The organism is Stenotrophomonas sp. YJH_SMC_105-26 (assembly GCF_059368915.1).
The window spans coordinates 258,851-280,119 of sequence record NZ_JCAFSD010000003.1 but is presented as its reverse complement, the minus strand read 5'-3'; the positions used below and the strand labels follow the sequence as shown (position 1 = coordinate 280,119).

The window sequence follows — 21,269 nt, the reverse complement described above, 5'->3', positions numbered from 1 at the left end:
GCCAGCTTGGTCCGGCCGATGTTAGCCGGCCGTCATCAATCGATGAACTGCAGTCGTGCCAGTTCAGCGTACAGTCCGCCTTCGGCCAGAAGCTGGGCATGGGTACCTTCGGCCACGATGCGGCCCTGGTCCATCACCACGATGCGGTCGGCCTTGAGCACGGTGGCCAGGCGGTGGGCGATGACCAGCGTGGTGCGACCGGCCATCAGCCGCTCCAGCGCCTGCTGCACGCTGTGCTCGCTCTGTGCGTCCAGCGCGCTGGTGGCTTCATCGAGCAGCAGGATCGGCGCGTCCTTCAGCAGTGCGCGGGCAATCGCCACGCGCTGCTGCTGGCCACCGGACAGGCGCGCACCGCGTTCGCCCAGCTCACTGTCGTAGCCCTGCGGCAACGCGCGCAGGAAGCCGTCGGCCTCGGCCGCACGCGCGGCAGCTTCGACCTCGGCGTCACTGGCCTGCAGGCGGCCATAGCGGATGTTGTCGCGCGCACTGGCCGCGAACAGCGTCGGCTGCTGCGGCACCAGCGCCAGCTGCGCGCGCAGCTCGGCCGGATCGACCTGGCGAACGTCGATGCCATCCACGCAGATGCGGCCGCTGGCCGGATCGTGGAAGCGCAGCAGCATCGACAGCACCGTGCTCTTGCCCGCGCCCGACGGGCCGACCAGGGCCACCGTCTCGCCCGGGCGGACATGCAGGTTGAAGTGGTCCAGCGCGGCCTGGTCCGGACGTTGCGGATAGTGGAACACCACGTCGTCGAACTGGATTTCGCCGCGCAATGGTTGCGGCAGAACGTGCGGCTGCGCCGGCGCACGGATCTCGATGTCTTCCTGCAGCAGCTCGCCAATGCGGCCCATGCCACCGGCTGCACGCTGCAGTTCGTTCCACACTTCGGCCAGCGCGCCCACCGAGCCGCCGCCGATCAGCGCGTACAGCACGAACTGCCCCAGCGTGCCGGCACTGAGGCGCCCGTCGATGACATCGTGCGCGCCCAGCCACAGCACGCCAACGATGGCGCCGAACACCAGCAGGATGGCGCTGGCGGTGACCAGCGACTGCGCACCGATGCGTCGGCGCGCGGCGCCGATGGCATCGCCCAGTGCCTTGTCGAAGCGTCCGCGCTCGTAAGGCTCGCGTGCATGTGCCTGCACCGTGCGCACGGCGCCCAGCGTCTCGCTGGCCAGGCTGTTGGCATCGGCGATGCGGTCCTGGCTGCTGCGTGCAACCGTGCGCAGCTTCCGCGCGCCGATGATGATCGGCAGTACCGCCAGTGGGATGCCGAGCAGCGACCATGCCGCCAGCCTGGGGCTGGTGACGAACAGCATGGCCAGGCTGCCGACCACGGTGACGCTGCTGCGCAGGGCGACCGACATGGTCGAGCCGACCACGCTGCGCAGCAGTTCGCTGTCAGCGGTCAGGCGCGAGACCAGTTCGCCGCTGCGGCTGCGGTCATGGAAACCGGCACCGAGTTGGATCAGGTGTGCGTACAGGCGGCTGCGCAGGTCGGCCACGACTTTTTCGCCCAGCAGCGACACGAAGAAGAACCGTGCGGCCGTTGCCAGTGCCAGCACCACCGCCACCAGCATCAGCAGGGCGAAGGCACGGTTGATCTGGCCACCGCTGGTGAAGCCGTGGTCGATCATCTGCTTCACGGCGGGGGGCAGGCTCAGCGTGGCGGCCGAAGAGACCGCCAGCGCCAGCAGCCAGGCGGTGAACAGCCCGCTGTGGCGGCGCACGAACGGCCACAGCGTCCGCAGGCTGCCGAGGCGGCGCAGCGGTGGGGCCGAGGCGGGGGCGTCGTCCTTGTCAGTCATCCTGGTCGTCGTCTTGTATGCGGATACGGTCACGGGTGGCGTCGCGCAGGCGGATTTTCAATGCATCGACCTGATCGGCCGGCAATTCGACCCGCAGGCACACGCCGTTGGCATCGAACTGTTCATCGCGCTTCACGGCGCCGAAGCTGGGAAGGGTGGCATGCAGGGTGCCCAGATCCTCGAAGCCGGCCAACAGCTGCAGCCGGGCCATCGCCACCAGCGGCAAGCGCGGGGCGGTACGCAGGCATTCGGCGGCGGCGCCACCGTAGGCGCGCACCAGTCCACCGGCGCCCAGCTTGATACCGCCGAACCAGCGCGTCACGACCACCATCACCCGGTCGAAGCCCTGGCCGTCGATCGCAGCCAGGATCGGCCGCCCAGCGGTGCCGGCGGGCTCGCCATCGTCACTGGAGCGGTAGTCCTGGCCGTGCCGGTAGGCCCAGCAGTTGTGGGTTGCGTCGGCTACGGCCACCTGTTGCAGGAACGCCAATGCTGCCGCGGCGCCATCGATCGGCGCGGCATGGGCAATGAAGCGGCTGTGTTTGACTTCCAGCGTGTGGCTTACCGGCTGGGCGAGGGTATCGGGCATTCCCGCCATTCTACGGGGTCGCCGGAGGTCACTGCCCGCTTCAGTCGTCCAGCAGCGGGCGCAGGTCGCGCGGCAGGCGTGCTTCCGGATACTGCTGCACATAGCGCTCCAGGCTGGCGCGAGCCAGGTCGCGCTGGCCGTCATCGCGGCGCGCGCGGATCTTCTGCAGCCACTGCCGTCGCGGCAGCTGTGCATCGGCGTCCACCTCGGCCTGCACGGCATCCGCACTGAGCCGCGCGTCGGCGCCGCGGCGCATGACGCCGGGCGCGGAGCGGCTCGGGGCCGGCCGCTTCATCGAGGTGATCTCTACCCGATCCAGTGCCTGCGCCCGTTCCGCATCGGCAGCGTTGGCCACTGGCGCCTCGGCGGTGCGCGCTTTCAGCTCCCCTGCCGGGGCCGGCGCCAATGCCGGTGCAGGTGCCGAATAGGCAGCCGGTGCGGGAGGCGCGGGCGGTGCCGCTGCCGGTGCGGCGGCCGGACCAGGCGGGAGCGCCGCAAAGGACGTATCGGCGGCCGCATCCGCCGCCATCGATCGTGCAGCCTGGGCCGGAGCTTCAGCAGTCTCGGTCGGCGCAGGCTTGGCTACCCGCGCGACGGACGGTGCCGGGGGAGCAGCAACAGGGGCCGCCTCGGGTGCTGCAGGTTCGGTGGCCGTTTCCGATGCGGCAACCGCGCTGTCGGCTGGACTGCTCCCAGCGGCCTGATCGGCGGCCGCGACGTCTGCCGCAGCGGGCGCCGCAGCAACAGCGGCCTCGCCTGCCGGAACCGGCGGCGGTTCCGGGCGCAGCTGCCAGGCGATGCCGATGGCGAACACCATCGAGGCGGCGATGCCGAACACCGCCGGCCAACGCGGACGTGTGCGCTGCCTGCGCGGCGCCTCGGCGGAGACAGCAGCATCGGCCGCCGGTGCGTGCACGGCAGCGCGCGCCGCGGCCAGGATGGTGGCGTCCAGCGCGGCCGGCGGGGCCTGTTCGACGCGACGGCCGAGCAGGCGCGCCAGCTCGCGTTCTTCCGGCGTCAGCGGTTCGTCTCGGTTCATGCGTTCAATCCCGCACGCAGCTTGTCCATCGCATAGCGCAGCCGCGATTTCACGGTTTCCCGGCCTACGCCGGTGATCTGGCCGATCTCCTCCAGGCTCAGTTCCTGATCCAGCCGCAGCTGCAGCACTTCGCGCTGCTCGGGCGGCAGTTGCTCCATCGCCAGCTGGATGCGGCGACGTTGTTCGAATTCGGAAAGCTCGGCTTCCGGGGTCTGCCCGTCCTCGATCGCGGCCAGGCGCAGGTCGGCGTCGGCCGGTGCGGCAGGGCGATGGCGAGCGGCCCGCCAGTGGTCGTTCAGGCGGTTGTGGGCGATGCGGAACAGCCAGGTGCTGAATGCAGCGTCAGGCTGCCAGCCCGCGCGCGCGCTGATCACCCGCTGCCAGACATCCTGGAAGATCTCCTCGGCCAACGCGTTGTCGCGCAGTTGCCGCAGCAGGAAGCCGAACAGGCGCTTGCGATGGCGTGCATACAGGCTTTCGAACGCGCGCAGGTCGCCACCGGCCCAGGCCAGCATCAAGGCTTCATCGGTTGGCAGTGCGCTGGCTTCCACGGCGTACAGGGTAAGGCCTGCAGGCGGTGGCGCATAGCCGGTGACGGGGGCGGGCAGGGCGAGGTTCATGGCGTGGAAGCGGCTACGGGCAGGAGGAAAAACGTACGGGCGCACGATTCGGGGTTTACGGGCTTCCATTGCCCCCCGGGTGGCGCGCTATGCTCGGCGGCTAAGGGGAGGCGACGCACAGACGGCGCCGAGAGATTGTCATTTGTCCACGCACGTTGAACCGGCGGAAGAGCCACCACACGAGGCCGTGCTGAGCACGGCGCTGGTGCGCGCATTGCATGCGCTGCTGCCGGACTCGGCCGTGGTCCGCGTTGGCTGGGATGACCCGCAGCTGGGCCGCGGACAGGGCGGCTGGCCGGCTGTCGCGGCGGCCGACGCGTTGACGGTGCCCGGCGTGGGCAACGGTTGCCATGGCTGGGAATATGACGGTGCCCGCCTGCAGTTGTCAGTCGAAGGCGCCGTGCCTTCAGCGGCGTGGTGGGGGCTGGCCCGGCAGGCCATGGAGCTGGCGTTGCAGCGCGGTCGCCAGGCCGGGCAGATCAAGGCGCTGGAAGAAGCTGAACGGCTGCAGCAGGCGCTGTTCCAGATCGCCGATCTGGCTGGCGCCGACCTGGAGATGTCGGAGATGCTGCGTCACGTGCACGGCGTGCTTGGCACGCTGATGTACGCGGAAAACTGCTACATCGTCGAGTACGACGATGTCCGCGACCAGATCCGCTTCCTGTACTTCGCCGACCAGGTCGATGACTTCGTCGCCGATCCGTCGCAGAGCCATGACGCCGACGAGATGCCGCGCAGCCTGACCGTGGCGTTGCTGCGCCACGGCAAGCCGCTCAGCGGCCCCTCGCGCGAGTTGCTGGCGCGCGTGGTCGAGCAGGAGCACGACCCGCAGCGTGGACCGGAGAGCCTCGACTGGCTGGGCGTGCCGATGCTGCGCGATGGCCGGGTATGCGGCGCCATCGTGGTGCAGAGCTATGAGCTGGCGGCCCGTTATGGCGAGGCCGAGCGGGCGCTGCTGGGTTTTGTCGCGCAGCACGTGCAGACCGCGATGGACCGGCGCCAGGCGCAGGTCCGGCTGGAACAGCAGGTGGAGCGGCGCACGCTGGAGCTGCAGCGTGCCAACCACAGCCTGCAGGATGAAGTGGCCGAGCGCCGCCGCGCAGAGCAGCTGCAGACCGCGCTGTACAACATCGCCGAGATGGCGATGTCGGCCGACAGCCTGGCCCAGTTCTACGGGCAGGTGCATGGCGTGGTCGGGCGCCTGCTTGACGCGCGCAATTTCTACATCGCGCTGGTGAACGGGGCCGGCAGCGGCCTGGACTTCGTCTACTCGGTGGACGAGCACAACGCCAGCCGTGCGCCACGCCCGTTCAGCCGCGGCCTGACCGAGTACGTAGTGCGCAACCGGCGTCCGTTGCTGGCTTCGCGGCAGCAGATCGACGCACTGCTGGCCAGCGGTGAAGTGCGCGAATCGGGCGCACGTTCGCATTGCTGGCTGGGTGTGCCGCTGCTTCGCGATGACGAGGTGGTCGGCGCGATCGTGGTGCAGAGCTACAGCGAGAACAGCACGTTCAGCGTGCACGATCAGCGCTTGTTGACCTTCGTTGCACAGAACATCGGAACCGGGCTGGCGCGCCAGCGCGACCAGCAGCAGCTGCGTTCGGCGCATGCCGAGCTGGAAAAGCGCGTGGAGGAACGTACCCGCGAGCTGGCCGAGGTCAACGAGAAGCTGCTCGGGCAGATCGGCGAGCGCCTGCGTGCCGAGCAGCGCCTGACCCATCAGGCCATGCACGATGCGCTGACCGGCCTGCCCAACCGCCTGCACCTGCTCGATCGCCTGCAGGATGCGCTGGCGCTGGCCAAGCGCGAGGGTGGGCCGGTGTTCGCCGTGCTGTTCCTCGACCTGGACCGCTTCAAGCTGGTCAACGACAGCATCGGCCACGCTGCCGGCGATCGCATGCTGGTGGAGGTGGCCAAGCGCATCGTATCGATGGCCGGCACCGATGACGTGGTGGCGCGGCTGGGCGGCGATGAGTTCGCGGTGCTGCTGCAGTGTCCGCAGGGGCTGGCACAGGCGCTGGAGTTCGGCCAGCGGCTGTTGCTGGCACTGCAGGAATCGATGTGGATCGCCGGGCGCGAACTGTTCCCGTCCGGCAGCCTGGGCATCGCCTTGTGGAACCCGCGCTACCGGACCGGTGAAGAACTGCTGCGCGACGCAGACGCGGCGATGTACCGGGCCAAGGCGCAGGGTCATGACCGCTACGCGATCTTCGACGAAGACATGCGCGAAGAAGCGATGCGCAGCCTGGACCTGGAAGCGGATCTGCGGCGTGCGATCAACAACCGCGACTTCGTGCCGTTCTACCAGCCGATCGTGCGCCTGTCCGATGGCGAAGTGGTGGGGCACGAGGCCTTGCTGCGCTGGCGCCACGAGCGTCGTGGCCTGTTGCTGCCCGGGGCGTTCCTGGAGCTGGGCGAGGAAAGCGGCCTGATCGAGCAGGTCGACTGGCTGATCTACGAACAGGTCATCGCGGGACTGGCCGAAGGCGGCCACGGCTATGTCTCGGTGAACGTATCGCCACGCCATTTCCGCTCGGCCGAGTTCAGTGGCCGCCTGTTCGGTCTGCTCGATGCATGCGGTGCCGACCCGCGCCGGCTGCGCCTGGAGATTACCGAGGTGGCGCTGCTGGATGATGGCCCGCACACGCTGCGCATCCTGCAGGGCCTGCGCGAGCGTGGCATCCAGGTGCAGCTGGACGATTTCGGTACCGGCTTCTCGGCGCTGTCCTACCTGCACCGCTTCCCGATCAGCACGTTGAAGATCGACCAGAGCTTCATCGCCGGCCTGCATGGGCCGGAAGTGCAGAGCACGCGCGCGCTGGTCGAGGGCGTGTTGTCACTGGCCCGCACCTTGGGCATCGAAACCATCGGCGAAGGCATCGAGACCGAAGCGCAGCGGCAGACGCTGCGCGAACTTGGTTGCGACTACGGCCAGGGCTACCTGCTGGGCCGTCCGGCGCCGTGGGAGGGCGCGGTGGCCTGAGCCACCGCGCCGGGTCGCCTCAGCGCAGGGTGGAGCGACGCTTCTCGTCGATCCACTTGGAAGCCTGGGCCGGCTGATAGTTCTGCATCCACTCCAGCATTTCCTCGATGTCCGAGCCGTACCACAGGTCCTGGCGCTGGTCCGGATGCAGGAAGCGCTCTTCCACCATGCGATCGATCATGCCGATCAGCGGGGCGTAGAAGCCTTCCACGTCGAGGAAGGCGCATGGCTTGTTGCCGATGCCCAGCTGGCGCCAGGTCAGCATCTCGAAGATCTCTTCCATGGTGCCGAAGCCGCCGGGCAGGGCGACGAAGCCATCGGCGAGGTCGAACATGCGCGACTTGCGCTCATGCATCGAACCGACGATCTCCAGTTCGGTCAGGCCGCGGTGGGCCACTTCCCAGTCGGCCAGCTGGCGCGGGATCACGCCGGTCACCTCCCCGCCGGCGGCGAGCACGGCATTGGCCACGGTTCCCATCAGGCCGACGTTGCCGCCGCCATACACCAGGCGCAGGCCGTCACGGGCGATGCGATCACCCAGGGCAATGGCGCGTTCGGTGTAGGCCGGCTTGCTGCCAGCGTTGGAACCACAGTACACACAGATCGATTTCATGGATCTTCCTGTCTCTTGGCCGGAAACGAAAACGCCCCGTCGCCAACCGCAGGGCGGTCAGGGACGGGGTGTCGGTGGATTATGAGGCCTTGACAGGCCTTCTGTAGAGCCGAGCCACGCTCGGCTGCGCTTCGTTCAGATCGCGGCAAAGGCTGAGTCGAGCATGGCTCGACTCTACAAACGCCAAGCAGGCTTACGCGGCAGCCGCCTGTTCGCGACGCGGGCCTTCACGCAGGGCGCGGCCCACCATGCCGACCAGCAGGTCCAGCTCATCGCTGTCCATGCCGAAGTGCGGGGTGAAGCGCAGCGAATTCTCGCCGCCGTGGATCACGTTGATGCCGTGCTGGCGCAGCCATTCCTCGGTGGAATTGGCGCCGTAGCACTTGAACTGCGGGGCCAGCTCGCAGGAGAACAGCAGGCCGGTGCCCTGCACCTTGGTGATCAGGCCACCCAGTTCGCTCTTGAGCTGTTCCAGCTTGCGCACGGCCTCGGCACCGCGTTCGGCGATGTTGGCACGCACCTGCGGGGTCAGCTGCGCCAGGGTGGCACAGGCCACGTCCAGCGCGCGTGGGTTGCTGGTCATGGTGTTGCCGTAGATGCCCTTGCGGTACAGCTGCGCGGCGTGCTCGGTCACCGCCAGCACCGACAGCGGGTACTGCGCGGCGTTGAGCGCCTTGGAGTAGGTCTCCATGTCCGGCGGATCCAGGCCTTCGAAGCCCGGGTAATCGACCACCGACAGCACGCCATGCGCGCGCAGACCAGCCTGGATCGAGTCCAGCAGCAGCAGGCTGCCGTGCGCACGGGTCAGCTCACGGGCCACGGCATAGAACGCCGGCGGCACCGAACGGCCCGGGTCGCCTTCGCCCATTACCGGTTCCAGGAACACCGCCTCGATGAACCACTGGTTGCGTGCGGCGTCCTCGAACACCTTGCGCAGGCCGGTCTCGTCGTACGGCGCCACGGTGATCACCGAATCCTCGCCGCGGTAGCTGGCCAGGTGCTGCATGTAGCTCTTGCGGCTGGAATCGGAATACAGGGCAGGGCGGTCGGTACGGCCATGGAAGCTGCCCTTGACCACCACGCGCTTGATCGTGGCGCCGGCGTGGCGCGCGCCCGGGTCGGTCTGCAGCTTGGCGTTGACGTCGGCGATGCGCGCGGCCAGGCCAACCGCCTCGGAGCCGGAATTCAGGCACATGAAGCGCGCGAACGGGCAGCCGCCACGGCGGTGGCCGATCTCGGTGCGCAGGGCCGCGATGAAGCGCTGCTGCGACAGGCTGGGGGTCATGATGTTGGCCATCACCTGTGGGCGTGCCATCGCCTCCAGCACGGCATCCGGGGTGTGCCCGAAGCCGAGCATGCCGTAGCCGCCGGCGTCGTACAGCACCGCGCCCTTCAGGGTGACCACCCAGGGGCCACGCGCGGCCAGCGCCACGTACGGGGTCACTGCATCATCGGCGTAGAAATTGACGAAGCCGTCCTGCATCGCGTCGATCTGCGCCTGTTCGTCCTGCGCCAGCAGCGGCCCCAGGTCGGCCTGCACGCGCGCGAACTCCTCGGCGGCGGCATCCACTGCGGCGATCAGCTGCGGGTGGCGGACGGACAGGGCGGTCAGGGTGGCGTCGTCCAGGCCGGTGGTGAGGCGGGTGCCGGGCTGGGTGCGCAGGGGGGCGAGGCGTTCGATGAAGCTCATTGCAGATCTCCTGAAACGATGGGTCGCACGGGCCTTCAAAAGCAAAACGCGCGTCAACGCGCGCTTGGGGGCAGGCTCGTGCAGCGGACTTCCGACTCGATGCTAGCACTTGTTTTTTTGCGCGATAACCCCGCAAAAACCTGCTGCATAGCAGCATTTTGCGCGACGTTCGCCGCGAAGCACGCCGGCTCGCAGACGCTGGACGTACAATGCGCGCCATTGTCGACCTGTTGCCGCCCACTGCCTTGAAGAAGTCCGATTTCAACTACGACCTGCCGGCCGAACTGATCGCGCAGGCGCCCCTGGCCGAGCGTTCCGCCAGCCGCCTGCTGCTGGTGCCGCAAGCCCCCGCCGCGTTCACCGACCTGCAGGTGCGTGACCTTCCGTCGCTGCTGCAGCCGGGCGACCTGCTGGTGTTCAACGACACCCGGGTGATCCCGGCGCGCCTGTTCGGGCAGAAGGCCAGCGGCGGCCGCGTGGAGATCCTGATCGAGCGCTTGCTCGGCGGCCAGCAGGCCCGTGCCCAGGTGGGCGCCAGCAAGTCGCCGAAGGCCGGCAGCCGCATCGCGCTGGATGCCGGTGGCGAAGCCGAGGTGCTGGGCCGCGATGGCGAGTTCTACGTGCTGCAGTTCCACGTGCCCGAGTCGCTGGAGCAGTGGCTGCTGCATGCCGGCCGCCTGCCGCTGCCGCCGTACATCCAGCGCGAGCCGGGCGTGGACGACCGCGAGCGCTACCAGACCGTGTTCGCGCGTGAAGTGGGCGCGGTGGCGGCACCGACCGCGGGCCTGCATTTCGACGAACCGTTGCTGGCCGCACTGAAGGAAAAGGGCGTGGAGTTCGGCCACGTCACCCTGCACGTGGGCGCGGGCACCTTCCAGCCGGTGCGTGCCGAAGACCTGAAGGACCACGTGATGCACCGCGAGTGGCTGAATGTCGGTGCCGAACTGGTGCAGCAGGTGCGGCGCACGCGCGCCGCCGGCGGCCGCGTGATCGGCGTCGGCACCACCGTGGTGCGCGCGCTGGAAAGCGCGATGCGCGATGGCGAGCTGCTGCCGTTCGCCGGCGAGACGCAGATCTTCATCACCCCGGGCTACCGCATCCGCAGCGTCGACGCGATGGTGACCAACTTCCACCTGCCGGAAAGCACGCTGCTGATGATGATCTCCGCGTTTGCCGGCAAGGAGCGCGTGTTCGAGGCCTACCAGCACGCGATCGAGCAGCGCTACCGCTTCTTCAGCTACGGCGACGCGATGCTGCTGTTCCCGCAGGCGGGGTAGCGCGCCCCGGGAGGGCAGGAGCCCCCTGTGGGTGCGCACCTTGGTGCGCACGCCTTCTTGGGAGACAATAGGCAACTATTTGCCCCAATGACCGCTCCATGTCCCGACTGCAGTTCCAGCTCCAGACCCGCGACGGCCGTGCCCGCCGTGGCCGCCTGACCTTCCCGCGTGGCACGGTGGAAACGCCGGCCTTCATGCCGGTGGGGACCTATGGCTCGGTCAAGGGCATCCTGCCGGACCAGGTGCGCGCGCTGGGCGCCGAGATCATCCTCGGCAATACCTTCCACCTGTACCTGCGCCCGGGCCTGGACATCATCGCCGACCACGGCGGCCTGCACGGCTTCTGCCGCTGGGATGGCCCGATCCTGACCGACTCCGGCGGCTTCCAGGTGTTCTCGCTGGCGCACCGCCGCAAGATCACCGAGCAGGGCGTGACCTTCGCCTCGCCGACCGACGGCGCACGGGTCTTCCTCGGTCCCGAGGAGAGCATGAAGATCCAGAAGGTGCTCGATTCGGACATCGTGATGATCTTCGACGAATGCACCCCGTACCCGGCCACCGAGGACGTTGCCCGCCGTTCGATGGAGTTGAGCCTGCGCTGGGCGCAGCGCAGCCGCAACGCGCATGACGAACTGGGCAACGACGCGGCCCTGTTCGGCATCGTCCAGGGCGGCGTGCATACCGACCTGCGCAGCCGCTCGGCCGATGCCCTGCAGGCGATCGGCTTCGACGGCTACGCCATCGGCGGCCTGGCCGTGGGCGAGCCGGAGCACGAGCGCAACGCCATGCTCGACCACCTGGACCCGGAGCTGCCGGGCGACCGCCCGCGCTACCTGATGGGCGTGGGCCGGCCGGAGGACCTGGTCGAGGGTGTCGCACGTGGCGTGGACATGTTCGATTGCGTGATGCCGACCCGCAACGCCCGCAACGGACACTATTTCACCTCGTTCGGCACCGTCCGCATCCGCAACTCCCAGTACGCGCGCGACATGGACCCGATCGAGCCGGGTTGTGGCTGCGTGGCCTGCACCGGCGGCTACACCCGTTCCTACCTGCGCCACCTGGACCGCTGCAACGAGATGCTGGCGCCGATGCTGGGCACCCTGCACAACCTGTTCTACTACGAAAAGCTGATGGCCGACATCCGCGCGGCGATCGAGGCGGGAACCTTCCTGGCCTTCCGTGAGTCCTTCTACGCGGCACGCGGGGCGGTGGCCCCGCCGCTGTAACCCGAACGCCCCCTGCCAAACGGCCCAAGGACGAACGCCCGGGGCCGTGGCATACTTCAAGGCTGACCCAGATCCGCGGTCGACACCCCCGTCCCTGAAGGGACGGGAGCGCCGCCCAACCAAAGGACCAACGATGAACCTGCTTGCTTTCCTGATTCCCGCCGCCCACGCCCAGGCCGCCGGCGGCCAACCGCAGGGCATGGGCCTGACCACGCTGCTGTTCCCGATCATCCTGATCGCCATCATGTACTTCCTGATGATCCGCCCGCAGATGAAGCGGCAGAAGGAACACAAGTCCATGCTGGAGAAGATCAAGCGTGGCGACGAAGTGCTGACCAACGGTGGCATCGCCGGCAAGGTCACCGACATCGGCGACAACTTCATCACCATCGAAGTGGCCGAGAACGTGCGCATCCGCGTGCAGAAGGGCGCTGTCGGCAGCGTGCTGCCGACCGGCACCCTGGATTCGGCCAAGTAAGCCACTCCCTTTCCGAAGCACAACCGCGGCGCCGGGGATGGCGCCGCGCGGGACCCAAGCAATGCTCGAATTTCCACGCTGGAAGTACGTCGTCATCCTGATCGTACTGGCGCTCAGTGCGCTGTACGCGCTGCCCAACATCTACCAGAAGGACCCGGCCCTCCAGATCACCGCCAACCGTGGCGGGCAGATCGACGATGCGCTGCGCGACCGTGTGCTGGCCGACCTGAAGAAGGCCGGGGTCACTGCCATCGGTGCCGAAAAGGAAGGGGAAAGCCTGATCGTCCGTCTGCCGGACCTGAAGTCGCAGTCTGCGGCCAGCGATGCCCTGCGCGACACCGTCGGCGAGAAGTACACGGTGGCCCTGAACCTGGCCTCGACCGTGCCGGACTGGCTGGCCCGGCTGGGCGGTCGCCCGATGGTGCTCGGCCTGGACCTTCAGGGTGGCGTGCACTTCGTGCTGCAGGTCGACCAGAAGGCCGCCCTCGACAAGCGCCTGGATGCCTACACCGAAGACGTGCGCAGCACCCTGCGTGACGCACGCATCGCCTACCAGTCGGTGGAGCGCCGTGCGGACAACAGCATCGTGGCCAACCTGAGCCCGTCCGCCGGTGACGACGCCGCGCAGCGTGCCCGTGCCGCCCTGGTCAAGGCACAGCCGACGCTCGGCTATGACGTCAGCGGCAACCGCATCACGGTCACCGTGCCGGAGACCGAGATCACGCAGATCGCCAACGGCGCCATCGAGCAGAACATCAACACCCTGCGCAACCGCGTGAACCAGCTCGGCGTGGCCGAGCCGATCATCCAGCGCCAGGGTGCCGACCGTGTGGTCGTGCAGCTGCCGGGCGTGCAGGACACCGCCGAAGCCAAGCGCATGATCGGTGCCACCGCCACCCTGGAGTACCGCGCGGTGGTCGAGGGCAATGCGCAGGACGCCATCAATTCCGGCCGCATCCCGCCGGAAGCGAAGGTCTACCAGCAGCGTGATGGCCGCGGCCCGATCCTGCTGAACAAGCGCGTGATCGTCACCGGTGACCAGATGGTCGGCGCGCAGGCGGTGACCGATTCGAACAGTGGCTCCCCGGCCGTCAGCGTGACGCTGAACAATGTCGGCGGTCAGCGCATGTTCGACTTCACCAGCGCCAACGTGAACAAGCCGATGGCGGTGGTCTACACCGAACGCGTGCCGACCGTGACCGTCGTCGACGGCCAGGAAGTGCGTGGCTTCAAGGTCAACGAGGAAGTGATCTCGGTGGCCAACATCAACGGCGTGTTCGGCAAGAACTTCCAGACCACCGGCCTGCAGAAGAAGGAAGCCGAGGACCTGGCCAAGCTGCTGAAGTCCGGCTCGCTGGCCGCGCCGATGGACTTCGTCGAAGAGCGCGTGGTCGGCCCGAGCCTGGGCGCCGAGAACGTCAAGAACGGCATGCGCGCGGTGGTGTTCGCGTTCCTGTTCACCCTGGTGTTCTTCAGCATCTACTACCGCATGTTCGGTGTGATCACCTCGGCGGCGATGCTGTTCAACCTGCTGATCGTGGTGGCGGTGATGTCGCTGTTCGGCGCCACCATGACCCTGCCGGGCTTCGCCGGCCTGGCGTTGTCGGTGGGCCTGTCGGTGGACGCCAACGTGCTGATCAACGAGCGTATCCGTGAAGAACTGCGCGCCGGCGTGCCGGGCAAGACCGCGATCGTGACCGGTTACGAGCGTGCCTCGGGCACCATCCTCGACGCCAACCTGACCGGCCTGATCGTCGGCGTGGCGCTGTTCGCATTCGGTACCGGTCCGCTGAAGGGCTTCGCGCTGACCATGATCATCGGTATTTTCGCCTCCATGTTCACTGCGATCACCGTGTCGCGTGCGCTGGCGACGCTGATCTACGGCCGTCGCAAGAAGCTCCAGAACGTGGCCATCTGACGGGACGACACGCACAATGAAACTGTTTCCGCTGCACATCCTCCCGAACGACACCAAGATCGACTTCATGCGCTGGCGCCATGTCGCCATGGCAGTCACCATCGTGGTGTTCCTGGCCTCGGTCGCCATCATCGGCATCAAGGGCTTCAACTACGCACTGGACTTCACCGGCGGCACCCTGATCGAAACGCGTTTCGAGAAGGCCGTGGACGTCGAGCAGGTCCGCGCCAAGCTGGAGCAGAACGGCTTCGACGGTGCCCAGGTGCAGAGCGTCGGTGGCAATACCGACCTGCTGATCCGCCTGGCGCCGCACGGCGAGCATGCGCCGGGCACCGGTGATGCCGCTGCCGAGGACAAGGCCACCGCCGCGGCCGTGGTGAAGGTGCTGTCCAGCGCCGACAACCAGGCCACGGTGATGAGTACCGCATTCGTCGGCCCGCAGATCGGCAAGGACCTGGCGAAGAACGGCCTGTACGCCACCATCTTCATGCTGGCCGGCTTCCTGATCTACATCGCGGTGCGCTTCGAATGGAAGTTCGCGGTCACCGCCAGCATCGTGGCGATGTTCGACCTGATCGTGACGGTCGCCTACGTGTCCCTGCTGGGCCGTGAGTTCGACCTGACCGTGCTGGCCGGCCTGCTGTCGGTGATGGGCTTTGCGATCAACGACATCATCGTGGTGTTCGACCGCGTCCGCGAGAACTTCCGCAGCCTGCGCGTGGACTCGATGGAGGTGCTGAACCGTTCGATCAACCAGACGCTGTCGCGTACGGTGATCACCGCGGTGATGTTCTTCCTGTCGGCGCTTGCCCTGTACCTGTACGGCGGTGCGTCGATGGAAGGCCTGGCCGAGACGCACATGATCGGTGCGGTGATCGTGGTGCTGTCCTCGATCCTGGTCGCGGTGCCGATGCTGACGATCGGCTTCCTGCGCGTCAGCAAGCAGGACCTGCTGCCGAAGGCGAAGGACGTCGAGGCCCTGGCCCGTCGCCCGTAAGCATCTGCTGCATGCGGCACACAGAGAACCCCGCGCAAGCGGGGTTTTTTGTGTGCAGGGCTTGCAGCCCTGCACCCACGGTAGTGCCGGCCGCTGGCCGGCAACAGCAACAGCAACAGCAACAGAGTGCATTCCGTGGTTGGGCGGGACGGTGTCGGAGTGCGGGGACGCCGCAAGTACGTCCGTCTAGGCTTGGCAGCCGCATCCATGCGGCTGACACCCCGCACTCCGACACCGCCCCGCCTCTGACAGATTCCTGCGGCTGTTGGTAGGTGTCGACCTTGGTCGACACATCTATCAGATATCGATAATCAGACTGGAATCAGATCTACCATGTCGACCAAGGGCGACACCCACCAGAGCAGAAAGCCGTCCTGGCAGATCGCGGAGAACTGTCGAGGGCGGGGTGGGTCCGGTTGAGGGGGCGTGAGCCGCATGGATGCGGCGACCGAGCTTACATGGACGTACTTGCAGCGTCCCCCGCAACCGGATCCACCCCGCCAACCCACAGGAACCCCGCTTTTGATGCTGCTGTTGAGGTTGCCGGCCAGCGGCCGGCACTACCGCGTGTGCAGGGTGCAGCCCTGCAAAGAGAAACCCCACCCTACGCCAGCGTCGGTTGTGCAATCGTCCCCCGCGCACTACGATCCTGCGGTTCGCGCGCGCAGGCGCGCGCCCGTATTCCTGCTGAGCGCCCCGTGCGCCGCATCTGCCAACCCGAGGTATCCATGGTCATCAAACCGCGCGTCCGCGGCTTCATCTGCGTCACCACCCACCCGACCGGCTGCGAGGCCGCGGTCAAGCAGCAGATCGACTACATCCGCGCGCGCCCACCGATCCAGAACGGTCCCAAGCGGGTGCTGGTGATCGGTGCCTCGACCGGCTACGGCCTGGCCGCGCGCATCACCGCTGCCTTTGGCAGTGGCGCCGCCACCCTCGGCATCTTCTTCGAACGGCCGGGCAGCGAGACCAAGCCGGGCACGGCGGGCTGGTACAACTCGGCTGCGTTCCACAAGTACGCCGACGAAGCCGGCCTGTATGCCAAGAGCATCAACGGCGATGCCTTCTCCGATGAAGTGAAGGCGAAGACCATCGAAATGATCAAGGCCGATCTCGGCCAGGTCGACCAGGTTGTCTACAGCCTGGCGGCGCCGCGCCGCAAGCATCCGAAGACCGGCGAGATCATCAGCTCCTCGCTGAAGCCGATCGGCGAGCCGATCACCCTGCGTGGCCTGGATACCGACAAGGAAGTGCTGACCGAGACCCACCTGCAGCCGGCTACCCCGGAAGAGATCGCCGGTACCGTCGCGGTGATGGGCGGCGAAGACTGGCAGATGTGGATCGACGCGCTCGCCGATGCCGGCGTGCTGGCCAACGGCTGCACCACCACCGCCTTCACCTACGTGGGCGAAGAGATCACCCAGGCGATCTACTGGAATGGCTCGATCGGTGCGGCCAAGAAGGACCTGGACACCAAGGTGCTGGGCCTGCGCGAGAAGCTGGCCAAGATCGGTGGCGATGCACGCGTATCGGTGCTGAAGGCGGTGGTGACCCAGGCCAGCTCGGCCATTCCGACCATGCCGCTGTACCTGTCGCTGCTGTTCAAGGTGATGAAGGAAAAGGGCACCCACGAAGGCTGCATCGAACAGCTGGACGTGCTGTACGACATCCTCTACGGCGGCAAGGCCGACGGCGTGGCGATCGATCGCCTGCGCCACGAACTGGTCGGTGGCGATGGCCGCACCGTTGCGCTGATCGATGAGGAAGGCCGCCTGCGCGCCGATTACAAGGAAATGGCCGCAGATGTGCAGGGCAGGGTGGTCGCGCTGTGGCCGCAGGTGACCAACGAGAACCTGTACGAGATCAGCGACCTGGCCGGCTACAAGGCCGACTTCCTGCGCCTGTTCGGCTTCGGCGTGGAGGGCGTGGACTACGAGGCCGACGTCAATCCGGACGTGAAGATCGAAAATCTGGTCGACATGACCTGATCAACGAAAAGGCCGGCGAACGCCGGCCTTCTCGTTTGTGTAGAGCCGAGCCATGCTCGGCTGCTCTTCGCTTGAGTCCCGCAGCCGAGCGTGGCTCGGCTCTACAGAGAGGCGTCACCCGAACTCGAAGCCCATCTCCGGCAGCGCCGGGCCGACGAAGTCGCCCTGCACGTAATCCACGCCGGCACTGAACAGCAGCGTCATCGAGTTGGCATCGCTGACGAACTCGGCAATGGTGCGGATACCCGCTTCCTGTGCGCGCGCGGTGATCTGGCTGATGCGGTCGATGTTCTCGCGCGTGGCGGCCAGGTCGCTGGTGAAGCCCCGGTCCAGCTTGAGGAACTGCGGCTGGAAGTGGGCCAGCAGCTGGAATGAATCCAGCCCCGAACCGAACTGCTCCAGGCCGATGCGGCAGCCCAGCGGCGCCACTTCGGCTAGGAACTGCTGCGCACTGCGCAGGTGGGTGAAAACCTTCGCTTCCGGCGCATGCAGCCACAGCCGTTCGCCGGGCACGCCCTGTGCCTGCAGTTCGCGGCGCAGCGTGGCGATCATCTGCGGGTCGTCGAACGATTCCGGCGTCACCTTCACCAGCACCTGGGTGGCGTTGCCCTCGCGTGCCCGCTGGCCGAGCACCGCGATGGCCTGCGAGACCACCCAGCGGTTGATGTCGGCCAACAGGCCGTGTTCCTCGGCGATGCCCAGGAACGCGGTCGGGCTCAGCAGCTCGCCATTGTTCTCCAGGCGCAGGTAGGCCTCGTACAGCTCCAGTGGCTCGCCCTGCAGGTTCAGCACCGGCTGGTAGTGCAGCTGGAAGCCGTCGCCGGCCAGCGCCTCGCGGATGCGCGCAACCCAGCGCTGTACGCGTTCTTCCTCGACACGGTCGGCGGCAGCCGGGTCGAAGATGCGGCAGGTGTTGCCCAGTTCGGCGGCGGCCTGGGTGCAGTCGCTGGCGCGCGCCAGCACCTGGCCGATGCTGGCGATCTTCTCGCCCACCTGCACGCCACCGATGCTGACCGTCACCGTGGCCGAGCGTGCGCCGATGCTGAAGACATGTGCGGCATAGGCTTCGCGGATGCGCTCGGCCAGCGCCACGGTCTGCGCGTAGGGCCCGGCCTGCAGCACGGCGAAATTGTGTTCGCCGAAGCGGGCCAGTTGCGCGTCCTCGCCGACCACCTCGGCCAGCAGGGCGGCGAGAGCGCCGATCAGGATGTCGGCCGACGCCAGGCCGATATCCGGCAGCAGGCGCGCGTAGTGGTCAGGCTCGATCAGCAGCAGGCCGAACTGACCCTCGCTGCGCCCGGCCTGGGCCACCGCGCTTTCCAGCTGCAGCATGAAGGTCGGGCGATTGAGCAGGCCGGTGACCTGGTCGCGCTGGCGCAGGTCCTCGACCTCGCGTGCCAGCTCGGGGTCGAACTCCATGCGGCGGCGGAGCACCACCTGCAGGCAGGACTCGCCCTCGTAGGTGGCCGCGGCAAATTCCATCGTCGCCGGGAAGGAACTGCCGTCCTCGTGGCGCGCGTCGAGCTGGTACTGCGGCGGCGGCGCCTCGCCACGGCTGAGGCCTTTGAGCAGCTGTTTGAAGCCCTCCACGTGCTGGGCGGCGACCATGTCCAGCAGCGAAATGCCTTCGATGTCCTCGAAATGCTCGTAGCCGAACATCTCCAGATAGGCGTCGTTGGCGCGGATGTGCATGCCTTCATGCACATAGGCGATGGGGTCGCGCGAGGAGGCGATCAGCGCGTCGCAGCGGCGCTCGGTCTCGCGCATCTGCGCCTCGATCCGGCGCAGGCCGCGACGCGCCTGCAGGTCGACCCACTGGTCGCGGACCACGGCGAGCAGATGCTCGGGGCGCTGGCGCAGGGCGAGGGCGCGGATGCCATGGCTGCTGGCCTGCACCAGTTCGTCCTCGTCGATGCGCTCGGCCAGCAGCACCAGCGGGATGTCCTTGCCGCTGGCGGCGATGTGCTGGGCCGCCAGCTGCAGCGGGATGCCCTGCGAAGGCGAGGCCAGCACCAGGTCGATGGCCTGGCTGGTCAGCACCTGGGCCAGCTCGGCCGCATCCTGCGGGCGCCACGGGCGTACCGCGATGCCGCTGTTGCGCAGGGTGCTGACGATGGCTTCGGCATTCTCGCCGCTGTCATCGACGATCAGCAGGCGGATGGTGATGTCGTTCGCGTTCTGCATGCACTGCTCCCCAATCTGCGAATCTAGATACACGATGCGCGGCGAACCGTCCATGCGCGCACCCCTGGCGCGTGTCGAACGGCGAAGTGGTTCACACCACGCCGCCCGCTGCGTGGCCGCTGGCCCAGGCCCATTGGAAGTTGTAGCCGCCCAGCCAGCCGGTCACGTCCAGCACCTCGCCAACGAAGTGCAGGCCGGGCACGCGCTTGGATTCCATCGTCGAGGATGACACTTCGGCGGTGTCCACGCCGCCCAGGGTGACCTCGGCGGTGCGGTAGCCTTCGGTGCCGCTGGCCACCAGCGGGAATGCGCCCAGCAGCTGCGCGGCCTGGCGCAGCACCGGCTCGTCCAGCTGGCGCACGGGCCGGTCGGGCAGCCAGTGCTCGCACAGGCGTTGCGCCAGCCGCTTCGGCAGTACCTCGCCCAGCACCGTGCGCAGCTCGGCGGCCGGGCGGTCGCGCTTCATCTGGCGCAACCACTCGCCGGCATCCTGGCCCGGCAACAGGTCCAGCTCCAGCGCATCGCCGGGCTGCCAGAACGACGAAATCTGCAGGATGGCCGGGCCGCTTACGCCACGGTGGGTCAGCAGCATGAAGTTCTGGAAACTCTTTCCGTTGCAGCGCGCCTCGATCGGCAGTGCGACGCCGCTGAGGTCGGCCAGCCGCTCCTGGTGCTTGCCGCTGAGGGTCAACGGCACCAGCCCGGCGCGGGTCGGCAGTACCTGGTGGCCGAACTGGCGGGCCACCTCATAGCCAAAACCGCTGGCCCCCATGCTGGGAATCGACAGGCCACCGGTGGCAACCACCAGCGAGGCGCAATGGAACAGGCCCTGGGTGGTGTGCACGCGGAAACCATCGCTGCCGTGCTCGATGCGCTGCACGCTGCAGTCGGTACGGATCTGTACGCCGGCCGCCTGGCACTCGTCCACCAGCATCTTCACGATCTGCTTGGACGAGATATCGCAGAACAGCTGCCCCAGTTCCTTTTCGTGATAGGCGATGCCGTGCTTGTGCACCAGCTCGATGAAATGCCAGGGCGTGTAGCGGGCCAGCGCCGACTTGCAGAAGTGCGGGTTGGCCGACAGGAAGTTGGCCGGGGTGGTGCCGGTGTTGGTGAAGTTGCAGCGGCCACCGCCGGACATCAGGATCTTCTTGCCGACCTTGTTGGCATGGTCGATCACCTGCACCTGGCGGCCGCGCTGGCCGGCAGTGATCGCGGTCATCAGCCCGGCTGCGCCGGCACCGATGACCACCACATCGCAACGGATGGTGCTCATGCCTTGGCGCGCTTGCGCCAGTCCGGGATCACGTCGAGCTGGATCTGGTCGTTGAGCAGCTGCACTTCGCCGTCCTGGATCAGCACGCTCCAACGCATGGCACGCTGGATCTGCTGGCCCCAGCGCTCGACGAATTCGCCGTCCAGAGCGACCACCGAAAGATTGTCGAAGCGCGCCAGACCCTTGCCTTGCTTGCCCCACCAGATCTCCGAGGCGTTGCCGCCGTAGTTGACCACCTGCACCTGGCGGCTGCGATTGCTGGCCTTGCGGATGCGCGATTCGTCCGGATGGCCCAGGTCGATCCACTGCAGGATGTCGCCGGTGTAGTCGTGTTCCCACAGATCGGGCTCGTCATCGGTACTCAGGCCGCGGCCGAACTCCAGGCGATCGCCGGCGTTCAGCGCGAAGGCGAGCAGGCGCACCATCAGGCGCTCGTCGGTCTCGGACGGATGCTGGGCCAGGGTCAGGTTGTGGGTCGCGTAGTAGCCGCGATCCATGTCGCTGATCTGCAGTTCGGCCTTGCGGATGGTGGCGGTAAGAGCCATGGGGGATCCGTGGACTAAAGAGGACAATGATAGAG

Annotated in this window: 16 protein-coding genes; 7 read left to right on the top strand and 9 right to left on the bottom strand. The window is 67.5% G+C overall.

What is annotated here, in order from left to right; genetic code table 11:
• Nucleotides 1-35 precede the first annotated feature (35 nt).
• From AC5P7F_RS11065 to AC5P7F_RS11050, 4 genes are read right to left on the bottom strand one after another with little or no spacing between them, the layout of a single operon-like run.
• The gene (locus tag AC5P7F_RS11065; protein ID WP_032960563.1) at nucleotides 36-1,808 is read right to left on the bottom strand and encodes an ABC transporter transmembrane domain-containing protein; all 1,773 of its coding nucleotides are present in this window, start codon (nucleotides 1,806-1,808) and stop codon (nucleotides 36-38) included.
• Complete coding sequence (locus tag AC5P7F_RS11060) at nucleotides 1,801-2,397, bottom strand: IMPACT family protein (protein ID WP_032960562.1); 597 nt, start codon at nucleotides 2,395-2,397, stop codon at nucleotides 1,801-1,803. The genes AC5P7F_RS11065 and AC5P7F_RS11060 overlap by 8 nt, the downstream gene beginning before the upstream one ends.
• 40 nt (nucleotides 2,398-2,437) lie before the next feature.
• A complete protein-coding gene (locus AC5P7F_RS11055; protein WP_075077177.1) occupies nucleotides 2,438-3,436 on the bottom strand; it encodes a hypothetical protein in 999 nt (332 codons plus the stop codon).
• The gene (locus AC5P7F_RS11050; protein ID WP_229653773.1) at nucleotides 3,433-3,951 is read right to left on the bottom strand and encodes an RNA polymerase sigma factor; all 519 of its coding nucleotides are present in this window, start codon (nucleotides 3,949-3,951) and stop codon (nucleotides 3,433-3,435) included. The genes AC5P7F_RS11055 and AC5P7F_RS11050 overlap by 4 nt, the downstream gene beginning before the upstream one ends.
• Before the next feature lie 247 nt (nucleotides 3,952-4,198).
• Here AC5P7F_RS11050 and AC5P7F_RS11045 point away from each other — a divergent pair, with 247 nt between their 5' ends.
• Nucleotides 4,199-7,039: a bifunctional diguanylate cyclase/phosphodiesterase gene (locus AC5P7F_RS11045; protein ID WP_495204153.1), complete on the top strand. Its 2,841-nt coding sequence runs from the start codon at nucleotides 4,199-4,201 to the stop codon at nucleotides 7,037-7,039.
• 19 nt (nucleotides 7,040-7,058) lie between these two features.
• On the opposite strand, the gene AC5P7F_RS11040 is transcribed toward AC5P7F_RS11045, so the two are convergent.
• Both AC5P7F_RS11040 and AC5P7F_RS11035 read right to left on the bottom strand, forming a co-directional pair.
• The gene (locus AC5P7F_RS11040) at nucleotides 7,059-7,652 is read right to left on the bottom strand and encodes a TIGR00730 family Rossman fold protein (protein ID WP_164077932.1); all 594 of its coding nucleotides are present in this window, start codon (nucleotides 7,650-7,652) and stop codon (nucleotides 7,059-7,061) included.
• Nucleotides 7,653-7,845: 193 nt separating this feature from the next.
• Nucleotides 7,846-9,342 (bottom strand): aminotransferase class III-fold pyridoxal phosphate-dependent enzyme, encoded by a 1,497-nt coding sequence (locus AC5P7F_RS11035; protein ID WP_142234598.1) that lies wholly within the window; start codon nucleotides 9,340-9,342, stop codon nucleotides 7,846-7,848.
• Nucleotides 9,343-9,551: 209 nt separating this feature from the next.
• On the opposite strand from AC5P7F_RS11035, the gene queA reads away from it, so the two are divergent.
• The 6 genes from queA (at nucleotide 9,552) to fabV (ending at nucleotide 17,229) form a co-directional block, all read left to right on the top strand.
• Nucleotides 9,552-10,619, top strand: coding sequence for a tRNA preQ1(34) S-adenosylmethionine ribosyltransferase-isomerase QueA (queA, locus tag AC5P7F_RS11030; protein ID WP_014646825.1), 1,068 nt, complete (start codon nucleotides 9,552-9,554; stop codon nucleotides 10,617-10,619).
• A gap of 98 nt (nucleotides 10,620-10,717) precedes the next feature.
• A complete protein-coding gene (tgt, locus tag AC5P7F_RS11025; RefSeq protein ID WP_014646826.1) occupies nucleotides 10,718-11,848 on the top strand; it encodes a tRNA guanosine(34) transglycosylase Tgt in 1,131 nt (376 codons plus the stop codon).
• A gap of 133 nt (nucleotides 11,849-11,981) precedes the next feature.
• The gene (yajC, locus tag AC5P7F_RS11020) at nucleotides 11,982-12,326 is read left to right on the top strand and encodes a preprotein translocase subunit YajC (RefSeq protein ID WP_014036867.1); all 345 of its coding nucleotides are present in this window, start codon (nucleotides 11,982-11,984) and stop codon (nucleotides 12,324-12,326) included.
• A 61-nt stretch (nucleotides 12,327-12,387) separates the two neighbouring features.
• The gene (secD, locus tag AC5P7F_RS11015) at nucleotides 12,388-14,244 is read left to right on the top strand and encodes a protein translocase subunit SecD (RefSeq protein WP_075077178.1); all 1,857 of its coding nucleotides are present in this window, start codon (nucleotides 12,388-12,390) and stop codon (nucleotides 14,242-14,244) included.
• Between the two features lie 16 nt (nucleotides 14,245-14,260).
• The gene (gene secF, locus AC5P7F_RS11010; protein WP_014646828.1) at nucleotides 14,261-15,241 is read left to right on the top strand and encodes a protein translocase subunit SecF; all 981 of its coding nucleotides are present in this window, start codon (nucleotides 14,261-14,263) and stop codon (nucleotides 15,239-15,241) included.
• Between the two features lie 728 nt (nucleotides 15,242-15,969).
• The gene (gene fabV, locus AC5P7F_RS11005; protein WP_164077975.1) at nucleotides 15,970-17,229 is read left to right on the top strand and encodes an enoyl-ACP reductase FabV; all 1,260 of its coding nucleotides are present in this window, start codon (nucleotides 15,970-15,972) and stop codon (nucleotides 17,227-17,229) included.
• A 114-nt stretch (nucleotides 17,230-17,343) separates the two neighbouring features.
• On the opposite strand, the gene AC5P7F_RS11000 is transcribed toward fabV, so the two are convergent.
• The 3 genes from AC5P7F_RS11000 to AC5P7F_RS10990 all read right to left on the bottom strand — a co-directional run bounded on the left by AC5P7F_RS11000 (nucleotide 17,344) and on the right by AC5P7F_RS10990 (nucleotide 21,234).
• Nucleotides 17,344-19,413, bottom strand: coding sequence for an EAL domain-containing protein (locus tag AC5P7F_RS11000; RefSeq protein ID WP_164077976.1), 2,070 nt, complete (start codon nucleotides 19,411-19,413; stop codon nucleotides 17,344-17,346).
• A gap of 91 nt (nucleotides 19,414-19,504) precedes the next feature.
• Nucleotides 19,505-20,689 carry a BaiN/RdsA family NAD(P)/FAD-dependent oxidoreductase gene (locus tag AC5P7F_RS10995; RefSeq protein ID WP_046430176.1) on the bottom strand — a complete coding sequence of 395 codons (1,185 nt, stop codon included), beginning with the start codon at nucleotides 20,687-20,689 and terminating at the stop codon, nucleotides 19,505-19,507.
• The gene (locus AC5P7F_RS10990; protein WP_164077977.1) at nucleotides 20,686-21,234 is read right to left on the bottom strand and encodes a YaeQ family protein; all 549 of its coding nucleotides are present in this window, start codon (nucleotides 21,232-21,234) and stop codon (nucleotides 20,686-20,688) included. The genes AC5P7F_RS10995 and AC5P7F_RS10990 overlap by 4 nt, the downstream gene beginning before the upstream one ends.
• Nucleotides 21,235-21,269 lie beyond the last annotated feature (35 nt).

What these genes read in the sequence shown, in the direction of transcription:
- secD (WP_075077178.1), top strand. Translation starts at nt 12,388, where the DNA reads ATGCTCGAATTTCCACGCTGGAAGTACGTCGTCATCCTGATCGTACTG.
- AC5P7F_RS11035 (WP_142234598.1), bottom strand. Translation starts at nt 9,342, where the DNA reads ATGAGCTTCATCGAACGCCTCGCCCCCCTGCGCACCCAGCCCGGCACC.
- fabV (WP_164077975.1), top strand. Translation starts at nt 15,970, where the DNA reads ATGGTCATCAAACCGCGCGTCCGCGGCTTCATCTGCGTCACCACCCAC.
- AC5P7F_RS11065 (WP_032960563.1), bottom strand. Translation starts at nt 1,808, where the DNA reads ATGACTGACAAGGACGACGCCCCCGCCTCGGCCCCACCGCTGCGCCGC.
- AC5P7F_RS11050 (WP_229653773.1), bottom strand. Translation starts at nt 3,951, where the DNA reads ATGCTGGCCTGGGCCGGTGGCGACCTGCGCGCGTTCGAAAGCCTGTAT.
- yajC (WP_014036867.1), top strand. Translation starts at nt 11,982, where the DNA reads ATGAACCTGCTTGCTTTCCTGATTCCCGCCGCCCACGCCCAGGCCGCC.
- AC5P7F_RS11060 (WP_032960562.1), bottom strand. Translation starts at nt 2,397, where the DNA reads ATGCCCGATACCCTCGCCCAGCCGGTAAGCCACACGCTGGAAGTCAAA.
- tgt (WP_014646826.1), top strand. Translation starts at nt 10,718, where the DNA reads ATGTCCCGACTGCAGTTCCAGCTCCAGACCCGCGACGGCCGTGCCCGC.
- AC5P7F_RS10995 (WP_046430176.1), bottom strand. Translation starts at nt 20,689, where the DNA reads ATGAGCACCATCCGTTGCGATGTGGTGGTCATCGGTGCCGGCGCAGCC.
- AC5P7F_RS11040 (WP_164077932.1), bottom strand. Translation starts at nt 7,652, where the DNA reads ATGAAATCGATCTGTGTGTACTGTGGTTCCAACGCTGGCAGCAAGCCG.
- secF (WP_014646828.1), top strand. Translation starts at nt 14,261, where the DNA reads ATGAAACTGTTTCCGCTGCACATCCTCCCGAACGACACCAAGATCGAC.
- queA (WP_014646825.1), top strand. Translation starts at nt 9,552, where the DNA reads ATGCGCGCCATTGTCGACCTGTTGCCGCCCACTGCCTTGAAGAAGTCC.
- AC5P7F_RS11000 (WP_164077976.1), bottom strand. Translation starts at nt 19,413, where the DNA reads ATGCAGAACGCGAACGACATCACCATCCGCCTGCTGATCGTCGATGAC.
- AC5P7F_RS11055 (WP_075077177.1), bottom strand. Translation starts at nt 3,436, where the DNA reads ATGAACCGAGACGAACCGCTGACGCCGGAAGAACGCGAGCTGGCGCGC.
- AC5P7F_RS10990 (WP_164077977.1), bottom strand. Translation starts at nt 21,234, where the DNA reads ATGGCTCTTACCGCCACCATCCGCAAGGCCGAACTGCAGATCAGCGAC.